Source organism: Pseudomonas sp. MWU13-2100, from assembly GCF_023242365.1.
Classification (GTDB): domain Bacteria; phylum Pseudomonadota; class Gammaproteobacteria; order Pseudomonadales; family Pseudomonadaceae; genus Aquipseudomonas.
On record NZ_JALLIX010000037.1, the window covers coordinates 37,077 to 57,941 of the forward strand.

General features: G+C 60.4%; 24 protein-coding genes. 4 read left to right on the forward strand and 20 right to left on the reverse strand.

Going from position 1 to position 20,865, the window contains the following annotated elements:
* Complete coding sequence (gene tsaA / locus M5B99_RS22320; protein ID WP_248806030.1) at nt 1-696, forward strand: tRNA (N6-threonylcarbamoyladenosine(37)-N6)-methyltransferase TrmO; 696 nt, start codon at nt 1-3, stop codon at nt 694-696.
* A gap of 212 nt (nt 697-908) precedes the next feature.
* Here tsaA and fpr read toward each other — a convergent pair whose 3' ends face one another.
* Nucleotides 909-1,688 carry a ferredoxin-NADP reductase gene (fpr, locus tag M5B99_RS22325; RefSeq protein WP_047526369.1) on the reverse strand — a complete coding sequence of 260 codons (780 nt, stop codon included), beginning with the start codon at nt 1,686-1,688 and terminating at the stop codon, nt 909-911.
* A 122-nt stretch (nt 1,689-1,810) separates the two neighbouring features.
* Between fpr and M5B99_RS22330 the strand changes: the two genes are divergently transcribed.
* The gene (locus tag M5B99_RS22330; protein WP_100938686.1) at nt 1,811-2,737 is read left to right on the forward strand and encodes a LysR family transcriptional regulator; all 927 of its coding nucleotides are present in this window, start codon (nt 1,811-1,813) and stop codon (nt 2,735-2,737) included.
* A gap of 12 nt (nt 2,738-2,749) precedes the next feature.
* On the opposite strand, the gene M5B99_RS22335 is transcribed toward M5B99_RS22330, so the two are convergent.
* The 3 genes from M5B99_RS22335 to M5B99_RS22345 form a co-directional block, all read right to left on the reverse strand.
* Entirely contained in the window at nt 2,750-3,115 is a 366-nt protein-coding gene (locus tag M5B99_RS22335) for a diacylglycerol kinase (RefSeq protein WP_248806031.1), read from the reverse strand.
* A 74-nt stretch (nt 3,116-3,189) separates the two neighbouring features.
* The gene (erdR, locus tag M5B99_RS22340; protein WP_248806032.1) at nt 3,190-3,840 is read right to left on the reverse strand and encodes a response regulator transcription factor ErdR; all 651 of its coding nucleotides are present in this window, start codon (nt 3,838-3,840) and stop codon (nt 3,190-3,192) included.
* A 53-nt stretch (nt 3,841-3,893) separates the two neighbouring features.
* Nucleotides 3,894-4,604, reverse strand: a complete 711-nt coding sequence (locus M5B99_RS22345; RefSeq protein WP_248806033.1) for a tRNA-uridine aminocarboxypropyltransferase — start codon at nt 4,602-4,604, stop codon at nt 3,894-3,896.
* Between the two features lie 228 nt (nt 4,605-4,832).
* Here M5B99_RS22345 and M5B99_RS22350 point away from each other — a divergent pair, with 228 nt between their 5' ends.
* Complete coding sequence (locus M5B99_RS22350; RefSeq protein WP_248806034.1) at nt 4,833-5,261, forward strand: PA3611 family quorum-sensing-regulated virulence factor; 429 nt, start codon at nt 4,833-4,835, stop codon at nt 5,259-5,261.
* 241 nt (nt 5,262-5,502) lie between these two features.
* Nucleotides 5,503-6,618, forward strand: a complete 1,116-nt coding sequence (locus M5B99_RS22355) for an LOG family protein (RefSeq protein WP_248806035.1) — start codon at nt 5,503-5,505, stop codon at nt 6,616-6,618.
* Nucleotides 6,619-6,631: 13 nt separating this feature from the next.
* Here the strand turns inward: M5B99_RS22355 and recX are convergent, their stop codons facing one another.
* From recX to M5B99_RS22435, 16 genes are all read right to left on the reverse strand, one after another.
* The gene (gene recX / locus M5B99_RS22360) at nt 6,632-7,099 is read right to left on the reverse strand and encodes a recombination regulator RecX (protein ID WP_248806036.1); all 468 of its coding nucleotides are present in this window, start codon (nt 7,097-7,099) and stop codon (nt 6,632-6,634) included.
* Nucleotides 7,100-7,107: 8 nt separating this feature from the next.
* Nucleotides 7,108-8,172: a recombinase RecA gene (recA, locus tag M5B99_RS22365; protein WP_248806037.1), complete on the reverse strand. Its 1,065-nt coding sequence runs from the start codon at nt 8,170-8,172 to the stop codon at nt 7,108-7,110.
* An 83-nt stretch (nt 8,173-8,255) separates the two neighbouring features.
* Nucleotides 8,256-8,756: a CinA family protein gene (locus tag M5B99_RS22370; RefSeq protein WP_248806038.1), complete on the reverse strand. Its 501-nt coding sequence runs from the start codon at nt 8,754-8,756 to the stop codon at nt 8,256-8,258.
* 192 nt (nt 8,757-8,948) lie between these two features.
* Nucleotides 8,949-9,485, reverse strand: a complete 537-nt coding sequence (locus M5B99_RS22375) for a lysis system i-spanin subunit Rz (protein WP_248806039.1) — start codon at nt 9,483-9,485, stop codon at nt 8,949-8,951.
* Nucleotides 9,467-10,096 (reverse strand): glycoside hydrolase family 19 protein, encoded by a 630-nt coding sequence (locus tag M5B99_RS22380; RefSeq protein ID WP_248806040.1) that lies wholly within the window; start codon nt 10,094-10,096, stop codon nt 9,467-9,469. Before M5B99_RS22380 ends, M5B99_RS22375 begins: the two co-directional genes overlap by 19 nt.
* 311 nt (nt 10,097-10,407) lie before the next feature.
* Nucleotides 10,408-10,986, reverse strand: coding sequence for a hypothetical protein (locus tag M5B99_RS22385; protein ID WP_248806041.1), 579 nt, complete (start codon nt 10,984-10,986; stop codon nt 10,408-10,410).
* Nucleotides 10,987-10,991: 5 nt separating this feature from the next.
* Nucleotides 10,992-12,485: a gp53-like domain-containing protein gene (locus M5B99_RS22390; RefSeq protein ID WP_248806042.1), complete on the reverse strand. Its 1,494-nt coding sequence runs from the start codon at nt 12,483-12,485 to the stop codon at nt 10,992-10,994.
* An 11-nt stretch (nt 12,486-12,496) separates the two neighbouring features.
* Complete coding sequence (locus M5B99_RS22395; protein ID WP_248806043.1) at nt 12,497-13,096, reverse strand: YmfQ family protein; 600 nt, start codon at nt 13,094-13,096, stop codon at nt 12,497-12,499.
* On the reverse strand, nt 13,084-14,124 hold the full coding sequence (locus M5B99_RS22400) for a baseplate J/gp47 family protein (RefSeq protein ID WP_248806044.1): 1,041 nt from the start codon (nt 14,122-14,124) through the stop codon (nt 13,084-13,086). The genes M5B99_RS22395 and M5B99_RS22400 overlap by 13 nt, the downstream gene beginning before the upstream one ends.
* Nucleotides 14,114-14,512: a phage GP46 family protein gene (locus M5B99_RS22405; protein ID WP_248806045.1), complete on the reverse strand. Its 399-nt coding sequence runs from the start codon at nt 14,510-14,512 to the stop codon at nt 14,114-14,116. The genes M5B99_RS22400 and M5B99_RS22405 overlap by 11 nt, the downstream gene beginning before the upstream one ends.
* Entirely contained in the window at nt 14,512-15,021 is a 510-nt protein-coding gene (locus M5B99_RS22410; RefSeq protein ID WP_248806047.1) for a phage baseplate assembly protein V, read from the reverse strand. The genes M5B99_RS22405 and M5B99_RS22410 overlap by 1 nt, the downstream gene beginning before the upstream one ends.
* A 165-nt stretch (nt 15,022-15,186) precedes the next feature.
* Entirely contained in the window at nt 15,187-16,233 is a 1,047-nt protein-coding gene (locus M5B99_RS22415) for a phage baseplate assembly protein (RefSeq protein WP_248806048.1), read from the reverse strand.
* A 3-nt stretch (nt 16,234-16,236) separates the two neighbouring features.
* Nucleotides 16,237-17,523, reverse strand: coding sequence for a DNA circularization protein (locus tag M5B99_RS22420; RefSeq protein WP_248806049.1), 1,287 nt, complete (start codon nt 17,521-17,523; stop codon nt 16,237-16,239).
* Nucleotides 17,504-20,041, reverse strand: coding sequence for a phage tail protein (locus M5B99_RS22425; RefSeq protein WP_248806050.1), 2,538 nt, complete (start codon nt 20,039-20,041; stop codon nt 17,504-17,506). Before M5B99_RS22425 ends, M5B99_RS22420 begins: the two co-directional genes overlap by 20 nt.
* Nucleotides 20,042-20,171: 130 nt before the next feature.
* Nucleotides 20,172-20,468 (reverse strand): phage tail assembly protein, encoded by a 297-nt coding sequence (locus M5B99_RS22430; RefSeq protein WP_248794565.1) that lies wholly within the window; start codon nt 20,466-20,468, stop codon nt 20,172-20,174.
* Entirely contained in the window at nt 20,465-20,812 is a 348-nt protein-coding gene (locus M5B99_RS22435) for a phage tail tube protein (protein WP_248806051.1), read from the reverse strand. The genes M5B99_RS22430 and M5B99_RS22435 overlap by 4 nt, the downstream gene beginning before the upstream one ends.
* Nucleotides 20,813-20,865 lie beyond the last annotated feature (53 nt).

Genomic DNA, 20,865 nt, shown 5'->3' on the forward strand with positions numbered 1-20,865 from the left:
ATGAGCTATAGCGTCTCCCCCATCGGTTTCGTGCGCTCCTGCTTCAAGGAGAAGTTCGCCATCCCGCGCCAGCCACAGCTGGCGCCGGCAGCGCGCGGCGTACTGGAACTGGTCGCGCCGTTCGACCAGGGCGAGGCGGTACAGGGGCTGGAGCAGGTCAGCCATGTCTGGCTGCTGTTCCTGTTCCATCAGGCCCTGGAAGACAAGCCACGGTTGAAGGTGCGCCCGCCACGCCTGGGCGGCAACCAGTCCATGGGGGTCTTCGCCACCCGGGCGACCCACCGGCCGAACGGTATCGGTCAGTCGGTGGTCAAACTGGACCGGGTCGAAACCCAGCGCTTGTGGATTTCCGGCATCGACCTGCTGGATGGCACGCCGATTCTCGATATCAAGCCGTACGTCCCTTACGCCGACATCATTCCAGGCGCTGTCAATGGCATCGCCAGTGCCGCGCCGGCGCTGATTCCCGTGCTCTGGACGGACAACGCGCGGCAACAGGCCCACGGCCATGCCCTGCGCCTTGAAGAGCCCCTGGTCGAACTGATCGAGCAATGCCTGGCCCAGGACCCGCGTCCGGCTTACCAGACGCCCAAGCCCGAACGGGAATATGGCGCCCAGTTCTGGGACCTGGATGTGCGCTGGCATTACCCCGAAACCGGAACGATACGTGTACTGGAAGTGATCCCCGCCCGCTAAAACGCCAGAAACGCAAAAGCCCGCGCTGCCTTCTCAGGCAACGCGGGCTTTTTCGTAACGCTGTGGCGAGGGGGCTTGCCCCCGTTGGGGTGCGAAGCGCCCCTGAAAACCTGCAATCGCGGTCTATCAGAAACAACCAAGAGCATGGTTTACGACTGCTTCGCAGCCGAACGCGGGCAAGCCCGCTCGCCACGAAGTCGAATCAGACAGGCCTATTTCTCGACGAACGCACGCTCGATCAGGTAATCGCCCGGCTCACGCATACGCGGCGAGACCTTCAGGCCGAAGCTGTTGAGCACTTCGCTGGTTTCGTCGAGCATGCTCGGGCTGCCGCACAACATGGCGCGGTCGTCCTGCGGGTTGATCGGCGGCAGGCCGATATCGCGGAACAGCTTGCCGCTACGCATCAGGTCGGTCAGGCGGCCTTCGTTCTCAAACGGCTCGCGGGTCACGGTGGGGTAGTAGATCAGCTTCTCACGCAGGGCTTCACCGAAGAATTCGTTCTGCGGCAAGTGCTCGGTGATGAACTCACGGTAGGCCACTTCGTTGACGTAGCGCACACCGTGGCACAGGATGACCTTCTCGAAACGCTCATAGGTTTCCGGGTCCTGGATCACGCTCATAAAGGGCGCAAGGCCAGTACCGGTGCTGAGCAGGTACAGGTGCTTGCCCGGCTTGAGGTCGTCGAGCACCAGCGTACCCGTAGGTTTCTTGCTGATGATGATCTCGTCGCCTTCCTTCAGGTGCTGCAACTGGGAGGTCAGCGGACCGTCCGGCACCTTGATGCTGAAGAATTCGAGATGCTCTTCCCAGTTCGGGCTGGCAATCGAATAAGCACGCATCAGCGGTCGGCCGTTTGGCTGCTGCAGGCCGATCATCACGAACTGACCGTTTTCAAAGCGCAAGCCCGGGTCGCGGGTGCACTTGAAGCTGAACAGAGTGTCGTTCCAGTGGTGAACACTGAGGACACGCTCGTGATTCATGTTGCTCATTGGGATAGGGCTCCTGGAAATTTGGCCTGCGCCGTCAATAAGCGCGATTGCATAGCATTCTAATGGCGGCGACAATATCTGTTAACTGGATTATTAAGATAAGGGTTATCGGTTATATCGATATGCGATTTACTCTCCGTCAACTTCAAGTCTTCGTCGCCGTTGCCCAGCAGGAAAGCGTGTCCCGGGCCGCCGGGCTGCTGGCCTTGTCACAATCCGCCGCGAGCACCTCGATCACCGAGCTGGAGCGCCAGTCGAGCTGTCAATTGTTCGACCGCGCCGGCAAGCGCCTGAGCCTCAACGCCCTGGGCAAACAGCTGTTGCCCCAGGCCGTGGCGCTGCTGGACCAGGCCAAGGAAATCGAGGACCTGCTCAACGGCAAATCCGGTTTCGGCTCGCTGGCGGTGGGCGCCACGCTGACCATCGGCAACTACCTGGCAACCCTGTTGATCGGCAGCTTCATGCAGATCCACCCGGAAAGCCAGGTCAAGCTGCATGTGCAGAACACCGCCAACATTGTGCAACAGGTCGCGCACTACGAAATTGATCTGGGTCTGATCGAAGGCGATTGCAGCCACCCGGACATCGAAGTGCAGACCTGGGTCGAAGACGAACTGGTGGTGTTCTGCGCCCCCCAGCACCCGCTGGCCCAACGCGGCCAAGCCAGCATGGAGGAGCTGACCCGCGAAGCCTGGATCCTGCGCGAACAGGGCTCCGGCACGCGCCTGACCTTCGACCAGGCCATGCGGCATCATCGCAGCGCGCTGAATATCCGCCTGGAGCTGGAGCACACCGAAGCGATCAAGCGCGCGGTAGAGTCGGGCCTGGGAATTGGTTGCATTTCACGCCTGGCCCTGCGCGATGCGTTCCGTCGTGGCAGCCTGGTGGCGGTGGAAACCCCGGACCTGGACCTGTCGCGACAGTTCTATTTCATCTGGCACAAACAGAAATACCAGACCTCCGCCATGCGCGAATTCCTCGAACTGTGCCGCTCCTTCACCGCCGGGGTCCAGCGCAGCGACGAGATCGTCCTGCCGACCATTGCCTGACGCCATCGGCGTTTAAAGCAGAATCACCGCCCAGACCAGGGCAATCATGCTCAAGGCCACGAATTGCGCGGCGCTGCCCATGTCCTTGGCATTCTTGGACAAGGGGTGGCGATCAAGGGAAATGCGGTCAATGGCCGCTTCGACCGCCGAATTGAGCAACTCGACGATCAGCGCCAGCAGGCACACGGCAATCAATAGCGCACGCTCGACCCGACTGACCTGAAACAGGAACGTCAGCGGGATCAACACGACGTTGAGCCAGACCAGTTGGCGAAAGGCCGCTTCGCCGGTGAAGGCCGCACGCAAGCCATCGAAAGAGTAGCCCACGGCATTGAGCATGCGTTTAAAACCGGTTTGACCTTTAAAGGGCGACGGCATAGGTAAGCTACTGCGCGAAATGGAGTAGGAAAGCTAACTCAACCAAGGTCAAACAAAGATGAAAGAGCCAGCGATCACTGGCTCGAAATTGACTCAAGTTGTTGCAGCAGCAACGCGGCCTGGGTCCGGGTGCGCACCCCCAGCTTGCGGAAAATCGCCGTGACGTGGGCCTTGATGGTCGCCTCCGAAACGCTCAACTCGTAGGCAATCTGTTTATTCAACAAACCTTCGCAGACCATGGTCAACACCCGGAACTGCTGGGGCGTCAAACTGGCCAGGCCGGCACTGGCAGCCTTGGCCTCGGCGGACACGCTGACCGCTTCGAATGCCTGGGGCGGCCACCAGACATCGCCATCGAGGACGCTGCGCACCGCTTGCTGGATCACTTCCAGGGAGCTGGACTTGGGGATAAAGCCGCTGGCACCGAACTCACGGGAGCGCACCATCACCGAGGCTTCCTCCTGGGCCGAGACCATCACCACCGGAATCTGCGGGTATTGCCCGCGCAGCAGCACCAGGCCGGAGAAGCCGTAGGCACCCGGCATATTCAGGTCCAGCAGGACCAGGTCCCAGTCGGCTTTCTCGGTGAGGCGGGTTTCCAGCTCGGCAATGCTGGCCACCTCCACCAGTCGTACATCGGGCCCCAAGCCCAGGGTCAGTGCCTGGTGCAAGGCGCTGCGAAAAAGAGGATGGTCGTCGGCAATCAGGATTTCGTACATGGTCATTTTTCCAATGATCCTGTTTTATGCGTCAGGCTAGACGCTATGCGGCCACTAGATTACAGGAAAGTCTTCAGATGCTCGTGGGCTTCGTCTTCAGTGTTGATCGGCAACTGAAACTTCGCCCCCAGATAATGCGCGGTAAACACGTCCAGTAACGCATCCAGCCCCTGGGCCGCACGGGTGTCCCCAGCCAGTTCCAGGCACAAGGCCGCGACTTCCGCGGTACAGAAATGATCATCACGTTTGGAACGGCGCAGCTTGTAGCGGGACAGCTGTTCGGATTCCAGGCTCAACACCGGGAAACGCTCCAGATAAGGGCTCTTGCGAAACATCTTGCGCGCTTCGGTCCAGGTCGCATCCAACAGGATGAACAGCGGGCGCTTGCCGGGTGCCGGCCGTACCTGCGTCACCACCCGTTCCGGCGCCACGAACTCTCCCGGAAACACGATAAACGGCTGCCACTGCGGATCGTCCAGCAGGGCCAGCAGTTGCGGATCGACTTCGGTCCGCGACCAACTGAAGGCGCTGGTATCGGCGATCACATCGGCGATCAGCCAGCCGGTATTGCTCGGTTTCATCGGTTCGACATCGTGCATCAGCAGGCACATGGCCGAATTCGATGCCACCCTGGGGCGCCAGGCGCACAGGCAATACTGTGGAATCACACGGCAGCCCGGGCAACGCTCGGCGCGCGATCCGCGGGCGAGGAAGGGCGTTTTTGCACGGGCCAGGCGTTCGGCACGCAAACGGGATACGGCATGGCTCATCAAAAAAAACGTCGGCAGGAGGAAGGGCTGAACACGAACAATACGACTCGCAAGGGTAAAAGTGGGCGGAGTCTACCAGAGACCCGAGCGGCGTTTGAGCGCTCATCCGTCGACATTTCCGTCTGCCCGACCCTAGTAGGGCCTACAGCCGCCCTCTATACTTCGCGACCACTGAACGCACGCCCCGGTAACGGGTCGAAGCACCAGTTACCGAATCAGGAGAGTTGCATGCTGCGCCTTATCGTACCGTCCCTGGCCCTTTTACTGGCCCTGCCCTTCAGTGCCCAGGCGGCGTCGTTGAAGGATTTCGAACTGAACAAAATGCTCAAGGACGTGGCCGAGCAGAGCAACGAAGGCCTGCCCCGCGAACTCGACGAGAACATCCTCGATGTCGGCTACACCGTTGAAGGCAACGAGCTGATCGATCACCTGAGCGTCCAGGTCGATTACGCGCAAAATATGCGCGATAACGCCAAGGCGGTTTACCTGCAACTGGGCGCCAGCGTCTGCCGCAATGCCAACTACCGCAAGTTGATGGCCAAGGGTGCGGTGATGCGCTACGAGTTCACCGAGAACAAGACCAACCGTCCCGTCGCCTCCGCCCGTTTCGTGGAAAGCGACTGCCCGACAGAAACCGCGGTGAAGAAGAAAAAGTAAGCCCCGCCGCATCGCGCGCCGCCGTTCATCTTCGGCGCGCCGTTTCGCCCCCGCACCTGCGCGCAGCGCCACTGACGAGCTGCTAAAGTCCTTTGCAAAGGGGTAATAAGCGGTTGCCAGCCATGACTTTATAGGCTCATCATCAAATCGACATGGCACACATGCGACACATGCAGTGACGCGGCCTTGGCGAACTTTTCTTTCGGCCAAGCCAAGGGTTCCGTGCAGAAGGAGACGTTGAATGCCTTACCAACCGAATGACTTGCTGTCCCGTCATTTCCAGAACAAAGGGATCGACCTCAGCCGGATCGAAGAGCAACTCGACCAGGTTGCGCCCAATAGCCCGAATCTTGAGCTTTACCGCGACATGATGTTGACCGTGCTGCGCATGGCCCAGGATGACCGCAACCGCTGGAATGCCAAGATCGTCCTGCAAACCCTGCGGGAACTGGAGAACGCCTTTCGCGTCCTCGACCATTTCAAGAGCCGTCGCAAGGTCACCGTGTTCGGCTCGGCGCGAACGCCCAGCGAACACCCGCTCTACGCACAAGCCCGTGCCCTGGGGAGTGCGCTGGCCCAGTCCAACCTGATGGTGATCACTGGTGGCGGTGGCGGCATCATGGCCGCGGCCCACGAAGGTGCCGGCCTGGAACATAGCCTGGGGTTCAATATCACCCTGCCCTTCGAGCAGCATGCCAATGCAACCGTGGGCGGCACGCACAACCTGCTGTCCTTCCACTTCTTCTTCACCCGCAAGCTGTTCTTCGTCAAGGAAGCCGATGCACTGGTGCTCTGCCCCGGCGGCTTTGGCACCCTCGATGAAGCCCTGGAAGTACTGACGTTGATCCAGACCGGCAAAAGCCCGCTGGTTCCGGTGATTCTGCTGGATGCCCCTGGGGGCAGCTTCTGGCAGGGCGCACTGGACTTTATCCGCAATCAGCTGGAGGCCAATCACTACATCCTGCCTGCCGACCTCAAGCTGATGCGCCTGGTCTACAGTGCCGACGAGGCCGTGGAAGAGATCAAGCAGTTCTACAGCAACTTCCACTCCAGCCGCTGGTTGAAGAAGCAGTTCGTGATCCGCATGAATCATCCGCTCAACGACCACGCAATGGAGCAGATGCAAAAGGACTTTGCCGATCTGTGCCTCAGTGGGTTCTTCTATCAGGGCCCCTGCAGCGAGCCGGAACACGATGAACCACAGTTCAGTCACCTGACGCGCTTGTCGTTCGCCTTCACAGCCCGGGACCAGGGTCGCCTGCGAGAGCTGGTGGACTTTATCAACCGTACGGAAAACTGGAGCAAGGCCAAGGTGCCGGCACAGGAGCACGCGCGCGAGCCGATCAAGGCGACGTGATCAGCGTCCAGCCTCAGTCATCCAGCCCACGGCCGCTGAACAGGCGGCCGATCATTTCCATGGAATAACCCCGATAACTCAGGAAGCGTCCCTGTTGGGCACGCTCACGGGCGTCGATGGGCAAATGCCCGGCGAATTTTCGGCGCCAGGTGTCTTCCAGTTGGGCTTGCCAGTTGAAACCGCTTTCACGCAAGGCCAACTCGATGTCGGCACGCTGCAGACCGCGCTGGCTCAGCTCTTCGCGAATGCGCAAAGGGCCGTAGCCGGAACGGGCTCGGTAGGAAACGAAGCTTTCGAGGTAACGGGATTCGGACAGCAGCCCCTCTTCCGTCAAGCGGTCGAGTTCTGTGTCGATCATTTCAGGCGGGGCGCCGCGCTGGCGCAGTTTACGCGTCAGCTCGACTCGACCGTGCTCGCGTCGCGCGAGCAGGTCCATGGCAGTGCGCCGTACGGCGACCGGGGTATCCAGTACGGCGGTCATTGCTTTACTCAGAGGTCAGCGTCAGCCAGGTCGTCTTCGGTTGCGACGACAGCCGTCGCACCGGAGTTGGCCTTGGTGTCCACACCTGGAGTCAGCAACTTGTCACGCAGTTGCTTCTCGAGGGTCGCGGCGATTTCCGGGTTGTCCGCCAGGAACTTGGCCGAGTTGGCCTTGCCCTGACCGATCTTGCTGCCGTTGTAGCTGTACCAGGCACCGGACTTCTCGACAAAGCCGTGCAACACGCCCAGGTCGATCATCTCACCGTTGAGGTAGATGCCCTTGCCGTAAAGGATCTGGAACTCGGCCTGACGGAACGGCGAAGCGACCTTGTTCTTCACGACCTTGACGCGGGTTTCGCTGCCGACCACTTCGTCGCCTTCCTTCACCGCGCCGGTACGGCGGATGTCCAGGCGCACCGAGGCGTAGAACTTCAGCGCGTTACCACCGGTGGTGGTTTCCGGGCTGCCGAACATCACGCCGATCTTCATGCGGATCTGGTTGATGAAGATCACCAGGCAGTTGGCGTTCTTGATGTTACCGGTGATCTTGCGCAGGGCCTGGGACATCAGACGGGCTTGCAGGCCGACGTGCATGTCGCCCATTTCGCCTTCGATTTCCGCTTTTGGCACCAGGGCGGCCACGGAGTCGACGATGATCACGTCCACCGCGTTGGAGCGCACCAGCATGTCGGTGATTTCCAGGGCCTGTTCGCCGGTGTCCGGCTGGGATACCAGCAGGTCGTCGACATTGACGCCCAGCTTGCCGGCGTATTCAGGGTCCAGGGCGTGTTCGGCGTCGACGAAGGCGCAGGTCGCACCGGCTTTTTGCGCCTGGGCGATGACGGAAAGCGTCAGGGTGGTCTTACCCGAGGATTCCGGGCCGTAGATCTCGACGATACGGCCTTTCGGCAGACCGCCGATGCCCAGGGCGATGTCCAGACCCAGGGAACCGGTGGAGATCGAAGGGATCGCCTGACGGTCATGATCGCCCATCCGCATTACGGCACCCTTGCCGAATTGACGTTCGATCTGACCCAAGGCCGCAGCCAAGGCTTTCTTCTTGTTGTCGTCCATTAAAGTCCTCACGTAATCAATAAGGCCTGACGGCCAACACCTGTATAAGTAGCCAGTATTATTCCACAGCGTTGGCGGATCGCCTACCCCTGATTTGCGATTTCTGCATCCGCCCGTCGTAACAGGCCTTCCAGCGCGGCCTGCACCGTCTGTCGACGGACCGCCTCGCGATCGCCGGGGAAGTGCCGGAGTTCGGCGCTGACGTCATCGCCGCAAGCCCAGGCCAGCCAGACGGTACCCACCGGTTTCTCGGCGGAGCCGCCATCCGGCCCGGCCACGCCACTGACCGCCACGGCGAAGCGCGCATTGCTGTGGGCCTGCGCCCCGCGGACCATGGCTTCGACCACTTCCCGGCTGACGGCGCCGACCTGGCCGAACAGGCTCTCGGGCACCTTCAGTTGGAGGCTCTTCTGCCGGTTGGAATAGGTGACATAGCCGGCTTCGAACCAGGCCGAGCTGCCGGGAATCCGGGTGATCGCCTCGGCGATACCGCCGCCGGTACAGGACTCGGCGGTGGTGACATCGGTCTTGAGCGTCTGCAAGCGCTTGCCGAGTTCAGCGGCAAGCCGGGTGATTTCATCCATGTTCCTCTCCTGGTCGAGGCGAAGCGGAACCCTGTAAGAACTGGTTTGCCAGCGATGACGGCGGTGAACTCACCATCGCTATCGCTGGCAAGCCAGCTCCTACAGGGTTCGTACACCTGAGGTTCGGTTGTGCAAAATGAACACCCTACACGAGCGGACCGCGCTTTCAAGACACGAGATTGCATCCGGATGTCAGCGGGAGACCGCCCCGGCATACGCCTGACAGGCCTTCAAGGCAATCAGGGCGCGGTCGCCGTCGTCGGTGATGGCGATAATTCGTTGAGCATGCGCCGGGTCAAGTCGGGCTCTAGCGGCTGCATGAACCACGCCGCCGGTGGCGGTGGCGGCTGGCATGTCACAGCCACTGGCGGGATCGTTGGCCTCGAGGAGGACTGACAGCCGCAGATCAGCAGTGGCAATACGATCACGCAGGCGAGCTTGATCCTGTTGCACATCGTTCAGCTCCTTGGAATGGGTTTGGTCGCTGACCTGGAGTCGTTGCTCCAGGGCCTGGCGTTTGTCCTGCTCGGCGCGCTGTTGCGCGGCCGCGGCGAGGGAAAGTTGGTTGAGCGTGTCGGCCTGCAACCGGGCTTGGTGCTCCAGTTGCTGACCGTAGCGCCAGTCTTGAATATGCCAGGCGCCGGCCGCCGCGCCACCGGCCAGCAAGGCCAGTAGTGCGACGCCAACGCCCAGGCGCCAGGGCGCCGGGATCAGGTCGAGGAGGCGCATAGCACCGCCCTCGCCCGGGCCCAGATTTGCAGTCGATCCTCGAGGCCGTTCAGGCCGCCGTTGATCTTGCGGGTGATGCTGTTGAACTGATCGGCGTCGGCCAGGGCGTTCAACCCTTGTTGTTCCCAGAACCAGGCCGCCGACTCGGCGGCCCATTGCGGTTGCTCCAGCAGTTCCGGTTGCAGCAACAGGCGTTCGTCGCCGAACAGCCCGAGGCTGCATTGGCGATAGTTGCTGCGACCGGTGATCTGGATCAGCCCGCGACCGCGATAGTTCCAGCCGTCGCCAGAGGATGCATCGCCGTTATCCATGCGCGATGCATAGATGATGTTCGCAATCTGCTCCGGCTGCCGGGCGACCTGCGCGGCCAAGGCCGGAGTAAACCGGTTTGGCCAGGTGGCGACCAAGGCCTGCGCGTCATAGTTCAGGTTCTCGACCACCGACCGCAGTTGGCCTGACTCGTGACCAGCTTGCGCCAGGAACGCAGCAACGCGCTGCGTGGTTACGATCTGATAGGCGTTCATCGCTGTGTTGAGCACAGGAACAAAAACGCCGGCTTGGTCGCCGGCGTTCGGGAGGATCTGCAGCAATTGCTGCTGGGTAATGGGCATGAGTTTCTCCAGGTGTAAAAAAACCGCTCGAGGCGGTTGATTTGGCGGTGATGATCAGGACTACTTGACGGGCTAGTCGTCGGGCACAACGGCGTCGGCGCCCGCATAAGGCTCCATGGATTTTTGGCAGTGGTCCTTCTGGAACCAGTCCAAAAACTTGCACATGACGCAGCCCCAACGCTTGCCAGCGACCTGGGCCTTGGCTGAGCGAGAGCTGATCGTCTCGCCCCGGTCGCCCAGCAGCAGCGTATTGCCGCCTTCATCCAGATAAACCAGTCAGTTCAACAGGAAATGCTTGAGCTTGCCCATATTCAGCTCCAGCTCACCGCTTGCACGGCGTCAACCGTGGTGGCCGCCTTGATTTGCCCATCTAGCACAATTTTATGGCCGATGAAGCCAGTAATCGCCGTCTTCCCACATGCCCCCACAAGCTGAATCTGCACCATCGTATGCAGCCGGTAACCCCATACCCCCCTTTCGTCCGCACACCAGAAGGGCGTGACCCAATCAGCGGCATTCCCCGGCAACAACGAGGCCAGCACCGAGGCCGACAGGTTGGCCTGATCCGTTATATTCGAGGGATAATGATAGGGCGTGCCGCTAACCAGCGCGTCACAGCTGAAACCCGCCGTGATAGCCGACGCACAAGCTGAATCAATAACTTGTGTCTGCACGCGCTGGGCTTCAACGAGTAGTTCACCAGAAGTAGGCGGAACAGGCTCAACGAGCGTGCCATCCGATACGCGCCAGCCTTGACTACTGATACATCCCAGCCACTGCGCTTCAGTGATTTCAATGGCGGTTACACCGCCTGGTACCGGACTGTCGATATCATCGTAATAGGCGATCACATCCCCATTTGCATCGTATGCTGCGAACTTTTGACCCATGATTATTATTTCCCGAATGCAAACCAATAAACAGTGTTGGCGCTTGATGAATAGCCATTCTGCACCACGGCGGTAGAGAGTGGCGTCGATGTTGGTGTGATGCCAACAAATGGCGTACTCGAGGCAGTGTATGTGGCAAACCCGTTTGACACATACGCGCCAAGAAATTGGGTAGGGAACGCAATGGGGTACGCAATCGTGACCGTACTTGACACACCAACGGAGATAGATCCCCACTGAATAATCAAGCCACTCGGCAATCGTTGGTATCCTGCCGGGGCAAGCGATGCTGAAAAATCGGCACTGCTGCTATTGACTGCAGTGCCGGTAATAAACCATATGCCCGAACCGACATATGTGAAGTCAGCACTAGCTCCTGCCGGCACTGAGAACGCGCTTACTGCAGGATAACTTGGCGTTTGTACTTTATCCGTACCTTGCGGAACGATTAGCATCGGCAACGAACCAAAGTTAGGAATCGTCACAGTTGCTCCAGCGGGGATAGCGTTCGCCGATGAACTTGGCAAACTGTAGGAATTGTTCACGCCACCCCACCCATACACCATGCCGCCAATATGTGACGTAACACCGGCAACCGCCCCCAAAATGGGAGTGATGCTTGAATACTGCTTACCAACACGCGCGTAGCTCGATACATACCAGCCGATCGCATTGGTCGTCAGTGTAATTTGCTCACCCACATTGAGAATTAAGGAGTTAGCAACCACCCCCGTCGGACCGATAATCATCTCGGCCGCGCTACCCTTGATCGTGCAGGTACCAAAAGAAGAGATATGGATATTTGAACCTGGAAGAAGTCCGGCGGCGGCTGGAAGAGTCTGGGTCGTTCCGTCGGCGTTGACAACGAGGGTCTTACCCAAAAAAGTGGCGTTCAGCGTCGTGCTGGCCGAGGCATAGGCAATCCCATTGTAATTTCCTAGCTGAGAGAGCTGGACAGCGTGCTGACTCTTGGTGGCCCCACCAACTTGAATGGCGCCGCCGGTGCTATCGACTAGTACCCAGGATCCGCTGCCAATCGAGCTATTCCATTGCACCCATACATCACCATTGGCAACAATCTCGCCGCCTTGGAGCGCGGAGTGCGCAGCACCGACAATAGGCGCCGCGGTCAGTCCGTTCGGACTAAATGTGCTTGCCCCAGGGTTGCCATTCTGGGCCTTGAAACGTAGTACCAAACCATCAACAAGCGCCTTGAGGGGGGGAGTATAACTAGCAGCATAAGCGCCAGCCCCCCCTGTATCCAAAGCATATTTAACCGAATCTGATTGATTCATCTTTTGAATAGACAGTAATAGCTGTCCAGGATCAGATTCATCAGGAACCAGACCCGAGGCTTTTATTACATTCACAACTTCATCAGTGATCGAATTCCCCCATACCGCCGGAATCAATGACCCCGGCGTTCCGTTTACCGGGTTCTCATCAACAAATTTGCCATTGACCAGCCCCACGCTGGGCACACTTTTTGGATAATCCACGTTTCTATCCCCTAGTCATAATTGATATGCACCAGCGTATGCGCCGGTGCACTGCGATGTATCAGGCATTCAAGAGCGCTGCCTGGGTTCGCGCCAAAACGCTCACCCCAGTAGCTCGCACCGAAACGCCGGCCCATAAGCAGTCGACCTCCAGTGTTGAGTGTCCACATGAACTGCGCCTGCCACGTGCCGAAACGCGCCTTGCCAAACCGTGCCCGCCCCATGCGCGGGGTTTGCAGTTCGATGATGCTGGCATTCGGATAACCCTGGCTGCGGGCGATATCGAGGAAATAGCCGACGCTCTGGCCGCCCACCGCCAACAGCCGCCGACGCACCGCCACACGGCGATCATCGAACAAGGGATTGGGACCCAGGCACGGGTCGGGCAGGTTCATCACCCGCTCCCAATCCGGCACCAGTTCACTGACCGTCACCGGGTCCACTTCATTGAGCAGGTCCACGGCCCGAGCATCGACACGGGCCAGTTCCTGGGCAATCCCGAGCAGCACCTGCTGGATCTCCGGCACCCGCTCCGGGTCCCAGGCGGGGCCCCCCGGTAGCAGGCTGCGCAACTGCTCCTGATATTGCTCGACCATTCTTACTCCAGCCATACGCAACCTCCGAAGGTCAGCAACTGATTGGCGGCGGCTGGCACATCGGCGGACGGCGAGACCAGCAAGTGATCCTGCTCACCGCTGGCACTGCTGATGGACTCGGCGATATGGGTCAGCAACAGCGTCTCACCCAGGCCTCCCTCACGATCGTGCAGGTCCTGCAACTCAGCTTCGACCGCAGCACGGGTGGCAGTGGTATCGGGGATCAGGCGCAAGGTGTAGGTCATCGGGACCAGTACCGGCGCCAGTACATGCAACTCAGCGGTCACCGGACGCAACGGGTCGATATAGGCCTGGACCAACGCCAGTTGCCCGTCATCGGGCAAAGGCACCGGATCGTTGTCGCGCATCACGAACAAACCGACAGTGCCCGGCCCCAGGTAGCTGCCGCGACACCAGGCACGGGTAATCCCCGGACACTCCAACGCCCAGGTTTCGTAGTCCGCCGCCGAACCGCCGTTGGGAATAATGCGGTAGGAACTGATCACCCGCGCCCGCAGCGATTCGATACTTTCCGCCGCAACGCCACCACTCAAGCCCGGGTCCAGCACGGTGAAGGTATTGCCGATCCCCTGCACCGGCTGTACCGGAAACAAGGTCAGGCCGGCATCACCGTTACCCAGGCTGCCGGCATCCAGCGCCTGGATCTGCGCGGTATTGGTCCCGCCACTGGTGGTGCCACCGACAGTCACGGTGTAACTGCGCCCATCACTGGTCTGCAGCAACGTCCCGGCATCCAGCACCGCCCCCGCCGCCGCGGTATAGCTGACGCTGCCACTGGCCGCTTGCGCCGCTTTGCGTGGTTGATGCAAACGCAGCGCGGCAATGCGCTCCAGGGTGGTTTCATCGGCGGTGTCGGGCAGGATCTGCTCGGCGATCCAGTCGAGGTAGCCATAGAGACCGAAGGCCGCACCACTCAAGGTGCGGGCCAGGACCTGTGCATCGGACTGGCGCAGCGAATCGCCGGCCAGGTCGCCTTGGGTGCGGCTGATCAACACCGGTAGCGAAGGGGTTTCAAACGGCATAAGTCACCTGCCAACTATGGTTCGGGTTGATATCCAGGCGCTCGCCGCTGGCCAGGGTCAGAACCGTACGCAGGTTCAGTCGCTGGGCGTCGAGCCGTTCGCTTTGAATCTCGATGGCGCTGCAATGGCCATCGTCGAGCAGCCATTGCAAGGCTTCGCGGGCATAGAATTCGGCGTCGAGCCGGGTCTGCGCGGTGAGCTTGACCCGCCGCAACAGCCATAGCCGCGAGCCGATACGGTCGTCGGTCACCGTGGGAAAACTGTCGCCCCACCAGCCGAAACGCTCATCGTCATCGATCGGGTCATCGCTGTTGGCGCGACGCCAGGTAAACAGGCTGATCAGCACCGAACGGGTCAGCGCCGTCTTCAGGTCGTTGGAAACGAACATCAGGCACCTCCCGCCGGCGCGCCGCTCTGGCCGTTGCCGGGTTGGATGCCGCCGTGCACATGATTCATCTGGCTGATGCCGGCGGCGACCTGGTCGCCCTGGGAGACGATCTTGCCGGTCTGGGTCAGGCTCGGGCTGTCGATGTTCACCGCGGTACTGGCGCGGATGTTCAGGGTGGCGGTTTCGATATCGATGATCCGGCCACGCTTGAAGTGGATCTTGTCGCCTTCGTCGGTGTAGAGGGCGATTTCGCCAGGAGCGAGGTTCTGCAGGCGGTAGCGGCGGTCGGCGACCACCAGGACGATAGCGTGGGAACGGTCGCCGCCGAGAAAGGTGGCGATGCCTTCGGCGCCGGCCAGCGGGTTGCTGGTGAAGCCGTAGGGCTCGAAGTGCTCCATGTCGTCGTTCACTTCACCGGCGGTCAGGCGCATTTGCAGCGATTGCAGTTTGTTGGCCGAGTTGGCGAGCACGACAGTGCCGCGCGCCAGCAGGCGTGTCAGTAGGCTCATGGGGGGTCCTTGGGCAAGCGGTGGGTCAGGGAAGCCGCCTTCGCGGGCAAGCTCCGCTCCCACAATGTCCCGGTCGAATTCGGATTGTGTGTACGACCGAATACCTGTGAGAGCGGAGCTTGCCCGCGAAGGTGGCGGAACAGCATCCGAATAAGATGAGGATGATTACTTCGTGGCCTTCGCCGACGCGGGGGTAGCATCGAAGACCTGCGGCGGCGCCACCACCAGGGTGGTGATCGAGCCCTGGGCGGACAACGACCAGGTCACTTTGGAGATCAGCATGTCCTGATCCACGTCCAGCACCGGATCCTTCACCCGCACGGTCAGGTTGTGTCGCCACAAGTCACCGTTGGACTGTCGCCAACCCTGCACGGTGTAAGTCGTCGTCAGGGCCTTGGCGCGGCGCGTCGCCCGTTCCCAGTCAGCCCTTTGCTGGGCCAGCTCCGCGGTGATCTGCACGCTCTCGCTGATCACCGTGACGCGCTTGCGATCCGCATTGACCCCGCTGGACACCCCGGAGACTTCGCTCACCGCGCTGCCGCTTTTCTGGTCGCTGCCCTTGTGCTGGCCGATCACTCGGTACTCGGAGAACACCTTGCTGTAGTCCCTAGGCGTATTGGCAGAGAGAATGTTCTTGCCCAGTTCCAGAACATCAGTCGCCCGCCCGGCACTTCCGGGTTTGGCGAGCACCAGGTTGCCGGCCGCATCATCAGTGGAGAACACTCGATACAAGGTCAGCAACCGATCGATGGACTTGAACACCGTCTCACCCGGCACGATGCTGTGGGTCTGCAGTTTGGTGGTTTCCGGGATCTCGCTGCGCACGTTGACCTTGTAGGGTTTGGCCAGCGCCTCGACGATCTTCAGCAGGCTCTGTTCACGCCATTGGCTCGGCTGGTTGACGGCCGCGCAATCCACCAGGTCCTGGGTCAGCGAACTGCCCTCGACGGTCAGGCTGATCTGATTGCCGTCATAGCTGATGGGCGCCTTGAACACATAACCGGTCAGGACCTGGTCACAACCGATCAGGACCGAACAACGAGCGCCAGCCTTGATCGGTACGGCCAGGGTCTGTCCCGGCCATTTCCAGGTGATACCGAGCTTGAAGGTACGGAACTGACGCTCGAGATCGGCACTGATCTCGATGCTCTTCCAGCCCTCATAACTGAGGCCATCGACCAAAAGGACGACGGCATTGTCGATGTCGTTCATGGTTTACTCCCGGGAGATCTGCAACGACACCGGCGGGATGAAACCGGGGTGCGAAATCCGGTTGCGCTGCACCACCTCACCCACTCGCGTGGCATCACCGAGCTTCTGATAGGCCACGACCAGGGCCGGCTGGTTGCTCTTGGGACTCAGGTCAATCAGCCGCACTCCGTTGGACGCCACTGCATTGAGATGCTGTACCAGCGCCTGACGTACGCTAGTCAGTGCCTGGTAATGCACCGCGTCGGCCTTGAGCGCGGCCTGCCAGATCGCTTCGTTGAGACTGTCACGCAGCGCCAGCACGTCGTCGACCACTGGCACATCGGCGCGTTGCACCGGCTGCCGGGCTTGTTGGGCCAGCGACGGTGTGGTCGTCAGCTTCACCGCCGGCGTCGCCACCGGTATCAGCGACACAAACTGGGCGATCTGTACCAGCAACGCGTCCTGGATCAGGTTCACCGTGGCCTGCGAGGCCGCAGCGGAGTCCTTGCCGATAGTCAGTTGCGACGCGTCGAGGGACTTGGCGTCTTCGACCTGTTTCGAGAGGTCGGCAAGCATTCCGTGATAGCCCTGGACGGCAAAATCTTTCAAGCCCCGGACTTCGCCCGCAACGCTCTTGACTTCACCCACCAAGCCCTTGAATTCGCCCAGCACACCTTTGACCGCGGCGCTGACTTGCTGGGGGAACTCCTTGATCGTGCGGACCAGGGCATAGATATTCGCGTACGTCTCGATCAGCGGCTGCAACTCGTGCTCGACCACCTGATACGCCAAGGTAATCCCCTTGCGCAGGTTTTCCAGGCCGACCCGAGCCTCGTTGACCAGCGCCATCGCCCCGTCGAAACGCACCACCGAGGAATCGAGCAATTTGTCCGACGCCACCTGCAATTGCTCCTGGGTGTTGACGACGGCCTTGGGGAATGGCAGTGGTTCATCCGGGTAGAATTTCAGGTTGAAGGTCACCAGCCCGCCATCCTTGCGGGTCTGGGTCATGTCACAGGCACCGACCTTGACCTGCATCCGGCCCAGCCACGGGTGGACCAGTTCGCCGCTGCCCTCCTCCAGCGCCTTGAGCAGGCTGTCACGCTGCTCAAGGCAATCGGCGCCGACGATAAACGCCGTCAGATCATGGATCTTCGCCTGCTGGCCAAGACTTTCGAAAAACGCCTGGTCGCGCTGGGGGTATTCATGCAACTGGCCTTTCTGGCCGACCGGGGTTTTCGCCACGTCGACCCAGAACGGTACGCCGCGAAACGACGCCGGCAACAAACGCTCACGCCAGCTGGTCGCCATAGGCACCTCCGTAGGAAAGCGAGCGATAACCGACGCGAGGCGTCAGGTCCAGGCCCGGTTGATTGGTTTGTGCTTGCTCGACGCGCAAGCCCGCTGGCGCGTCCCTGAAGCTCACGGTCAAGCCGCCTTCAAGTTGCGTGCGGTTGTTGGCGGCGGTTTGCTGGATCAGGCTGTTGGTGTTGTTCGTCAGACCGGAGTCAGTACTGCTCGACGAGTCGCCCCAGTTCCAGAAAGAAGAACCGCCGTCCTTGCCCGCCTTGGCATTGGCGACCTCTTGTTGCTGCGCCAGGCCATCGACCTTGCTGGTGACCTTGGCGACAAAGTCACCGAAACCACCACTGAACAACTGCTTGATCGGCGTGATAAAGGTTTGCAACTTGCTCCACCAGCCAGCGAACCAGGCGACAATCGGATCCCAGTTCTTGATGATCAGCCCCAGCGGAGACCAGTCGAACATCGTCTGAAAAAAGTACATGACCGGTGCTGCCAGGCTTTGCAGTACCTCCCACAAGGCAGAAAAGACCTTGCTGATAGGCTCCCAGTTGGCAACGATCAGCCCGATGGGAGACCAGTCGAACAAGGTCTGGAAGAAGTCCTTGAACAACTGCGCGGGGTCTTGCAGGGCTGCCCAGATCGTGTCGAAGTAAGCACTGATAGCGCCCCAGTTATTGATGACCAGCCCCAGCGGCGACCAGTCGAAAAGCGCCTTGAGGAAGTCCATCGCCGGTGCGCTCAGCGCTTTGATCGTGTCCCAGAGCGTCCCGAAGTAAGCGCTGATCGCCCCCCAGTTATTGACAATCAGCCCCAGCGGCGACCAGTCGAAAAGCGCCTTGAGGAAGTCCATCGCCGGTGCGCTCAGCGCTTTGATCGTGTCCCAGAGCGTTCCGAAGTAAGCGCTGATCGCCCCCCAGTTATTGACAATCAGCCCCAGCGGCGACCAGTCGAAAAGCGCCTTGAGGAAGTCGACCACCGGCGCGCTCAGTGCTTTGATCGTATCCCAGAGCGTCCCAAAAAATGCGCTGATACCCCCCCAGTGATTAACGATCATCCCTAGCGGCGACCAATCGAACAGCCCTTTGAAAAAGTCCGCCAGCGGCGCGCCGGAGGCTTTGATTGTGCCCCAGAGCTGTTCAAAAAAGGCGCTGATCGCCCCCCAGGCATTGCGGATCATCTGCAGCGGCGACCAGTCGAACAGCCCCTTGAAAAAGCCCACCAGCGAGGCGCTCGCGGCTTTGATCGTGTCCCAGAGAGCTTCGAAAAATGCGCTGATCCCCCCCCAGGCATTGTGGATCATCTGTAGCGGCGACCAGTCGAACAACCCCTTGAAAAAGCCCATCAGCGGGGCGCTCGCGGCTTTGATCGTGTCCCAGAGAGCTTCGAAAAATGCGCTGATCGCCCCCCAATGATTGACGATCATCCCCAGCGGCGACCAGTCGAACAGCATCTTGAGGAAGTCCGCCAACGGAGCACTGACAGCTTCGATTGCGCCCCAGAGCTGTTCAAAAAGTGCGCCGATCGCCCCCCAGTTATTGACGATCATCCCTAGAGGCGACCAGTCGAACACGCCCTTGAGAAAGTCCATCACCGGCACGGCCAGGGCCTTGAGCAAGCGCCAGATCGAATCGAAGAGCCCCGTCAGCGGCCCCCAGTTGTCCATGACCAGACCCAGCGGCGTCCAGGAAAACAGCACCTTGAAAAAGTCGAACATCGAAACGGCTGCCGTCGAGATCGACAGCCAAAGGCCGGCGAAAAATACGCTGATCGTCTCCCAGCCCGCCCTGATCATCGGCATCGGCGACCAATCAAGCACCGCCTGCAACCCCGACATGAAGCCGGCCGCCATCCCCTTGATGGCGTCCCAAAGTCCGTTGAAAAAACCTGAAATCGGTTCCCAGTAGGCAATGATGAGCCCCGCCGCAACGGCGATACCTAATGCAATCAAACCGATCGGCGAAGCCAGGAAACCGACTTTGAGCAGTTCCATCGCGCCCATCACACCGGTCACCGCACCCCGTATAACGGTAAACGCCAGCGCTCCCGCCGCCAGTCCTTGAACCAGGTTGGGATTCGCCGCCACGAACTCCGCAGCGGTACTCACCAGCGGCACCAACGCCGTCACCACCGAATTCACTACCGGCAACAGCGCCTGACCAAACTTCACCGAAACGCTGTCGACCGCCTCACTCAACTTCGCCAGGTTTTGCGCCGTGGGTCCCAGCTTCGGCCCCGGCAACTCAGGTCCCTCTGCCCCCTTGCGAGCCTCGGCCAGCTTGTTTTCTTCCTTGATCGCCGCCTGGACACCGGCGACAAAATGCTCCGCCAAACCACCGCCCTTGAGCACCGCGGAGACATCCAGCTTGCCCAGGCCGCTATCTTCCAGGCTTTTTTTGAAACTCCCGACTTTCGCGCTGACCTTTGCCATGTCGTCGTCCATCTTCTGGACGCCGTTCACGACAATGGCCATGTTCACAATGGTCTGGGTATTGATCGCCGTGAGCGCGTTATTTGTCATAGCCATCACTGCACCTGCTGCATCGCATTGATCCGTTGCGCGTGCTCCAGGGATTCCCGGAGCACATCCAGTGGCCTGGCCATCATCTGTTCGGGGTCAACCTTCCAGAACCAGGCCAGGTCATAGGCGAGCGCAATCAGCTCGCCGATGGCTGCGATGCCGCACTCATGAAAAAACCCGCCACCGCCCAGCTCAGGGTGTTGAGGTCGGACAGGTCCAGCTGGTTGACCGACGACGGCGGGATGCCGGCGCAGACCGCGATGTACTTGGCGGCGACATCCATATCGAGGCTGACGTCTTCGCCCTTGTCGATCTTGTACGGCAGCGCCTTGATCGCCCGCACTTCCTGCACCGTCGGACGGCGCAGGGTGAGTTCGCCCAGGGGCTCGCCGTGGGCCTCGATGGGCACTTGCAACTTCACCGGATCAGTCATTGCCAGGTCCCCTTGATGCCTTCGAATTTCAGCGCGATGGTCGCGTCGTCACCCTTGGCGGACGGTGTATCGGTCAGATAGGCACCGGCCAGGACGTAGACCTTGCCGTTGCTGAATTCGCAGGTGACGGTCATGTCGACGCCGTCGACCAGTTGCTTGAGCGGGAAGTCAGGCGTGTACAGCGCGGTTACCGCGAAAGTCGGGGCGACGTCGGTTTCCTTGTAGAAGCCCGGCACGAGCGTTTCCCGTTTGACGAACATCAGCGGGGCTTCGCAGCCGCCGTTGATAGTCAGTTGAGCGCCGTCCACTTTGACGTAGCAGGTGCCCGCAATCAGTTGACCCATGGTGTATCTCCTTGCAATAAAAAGCCCGCATCGAGCGGGCTGGGGTTACGCAG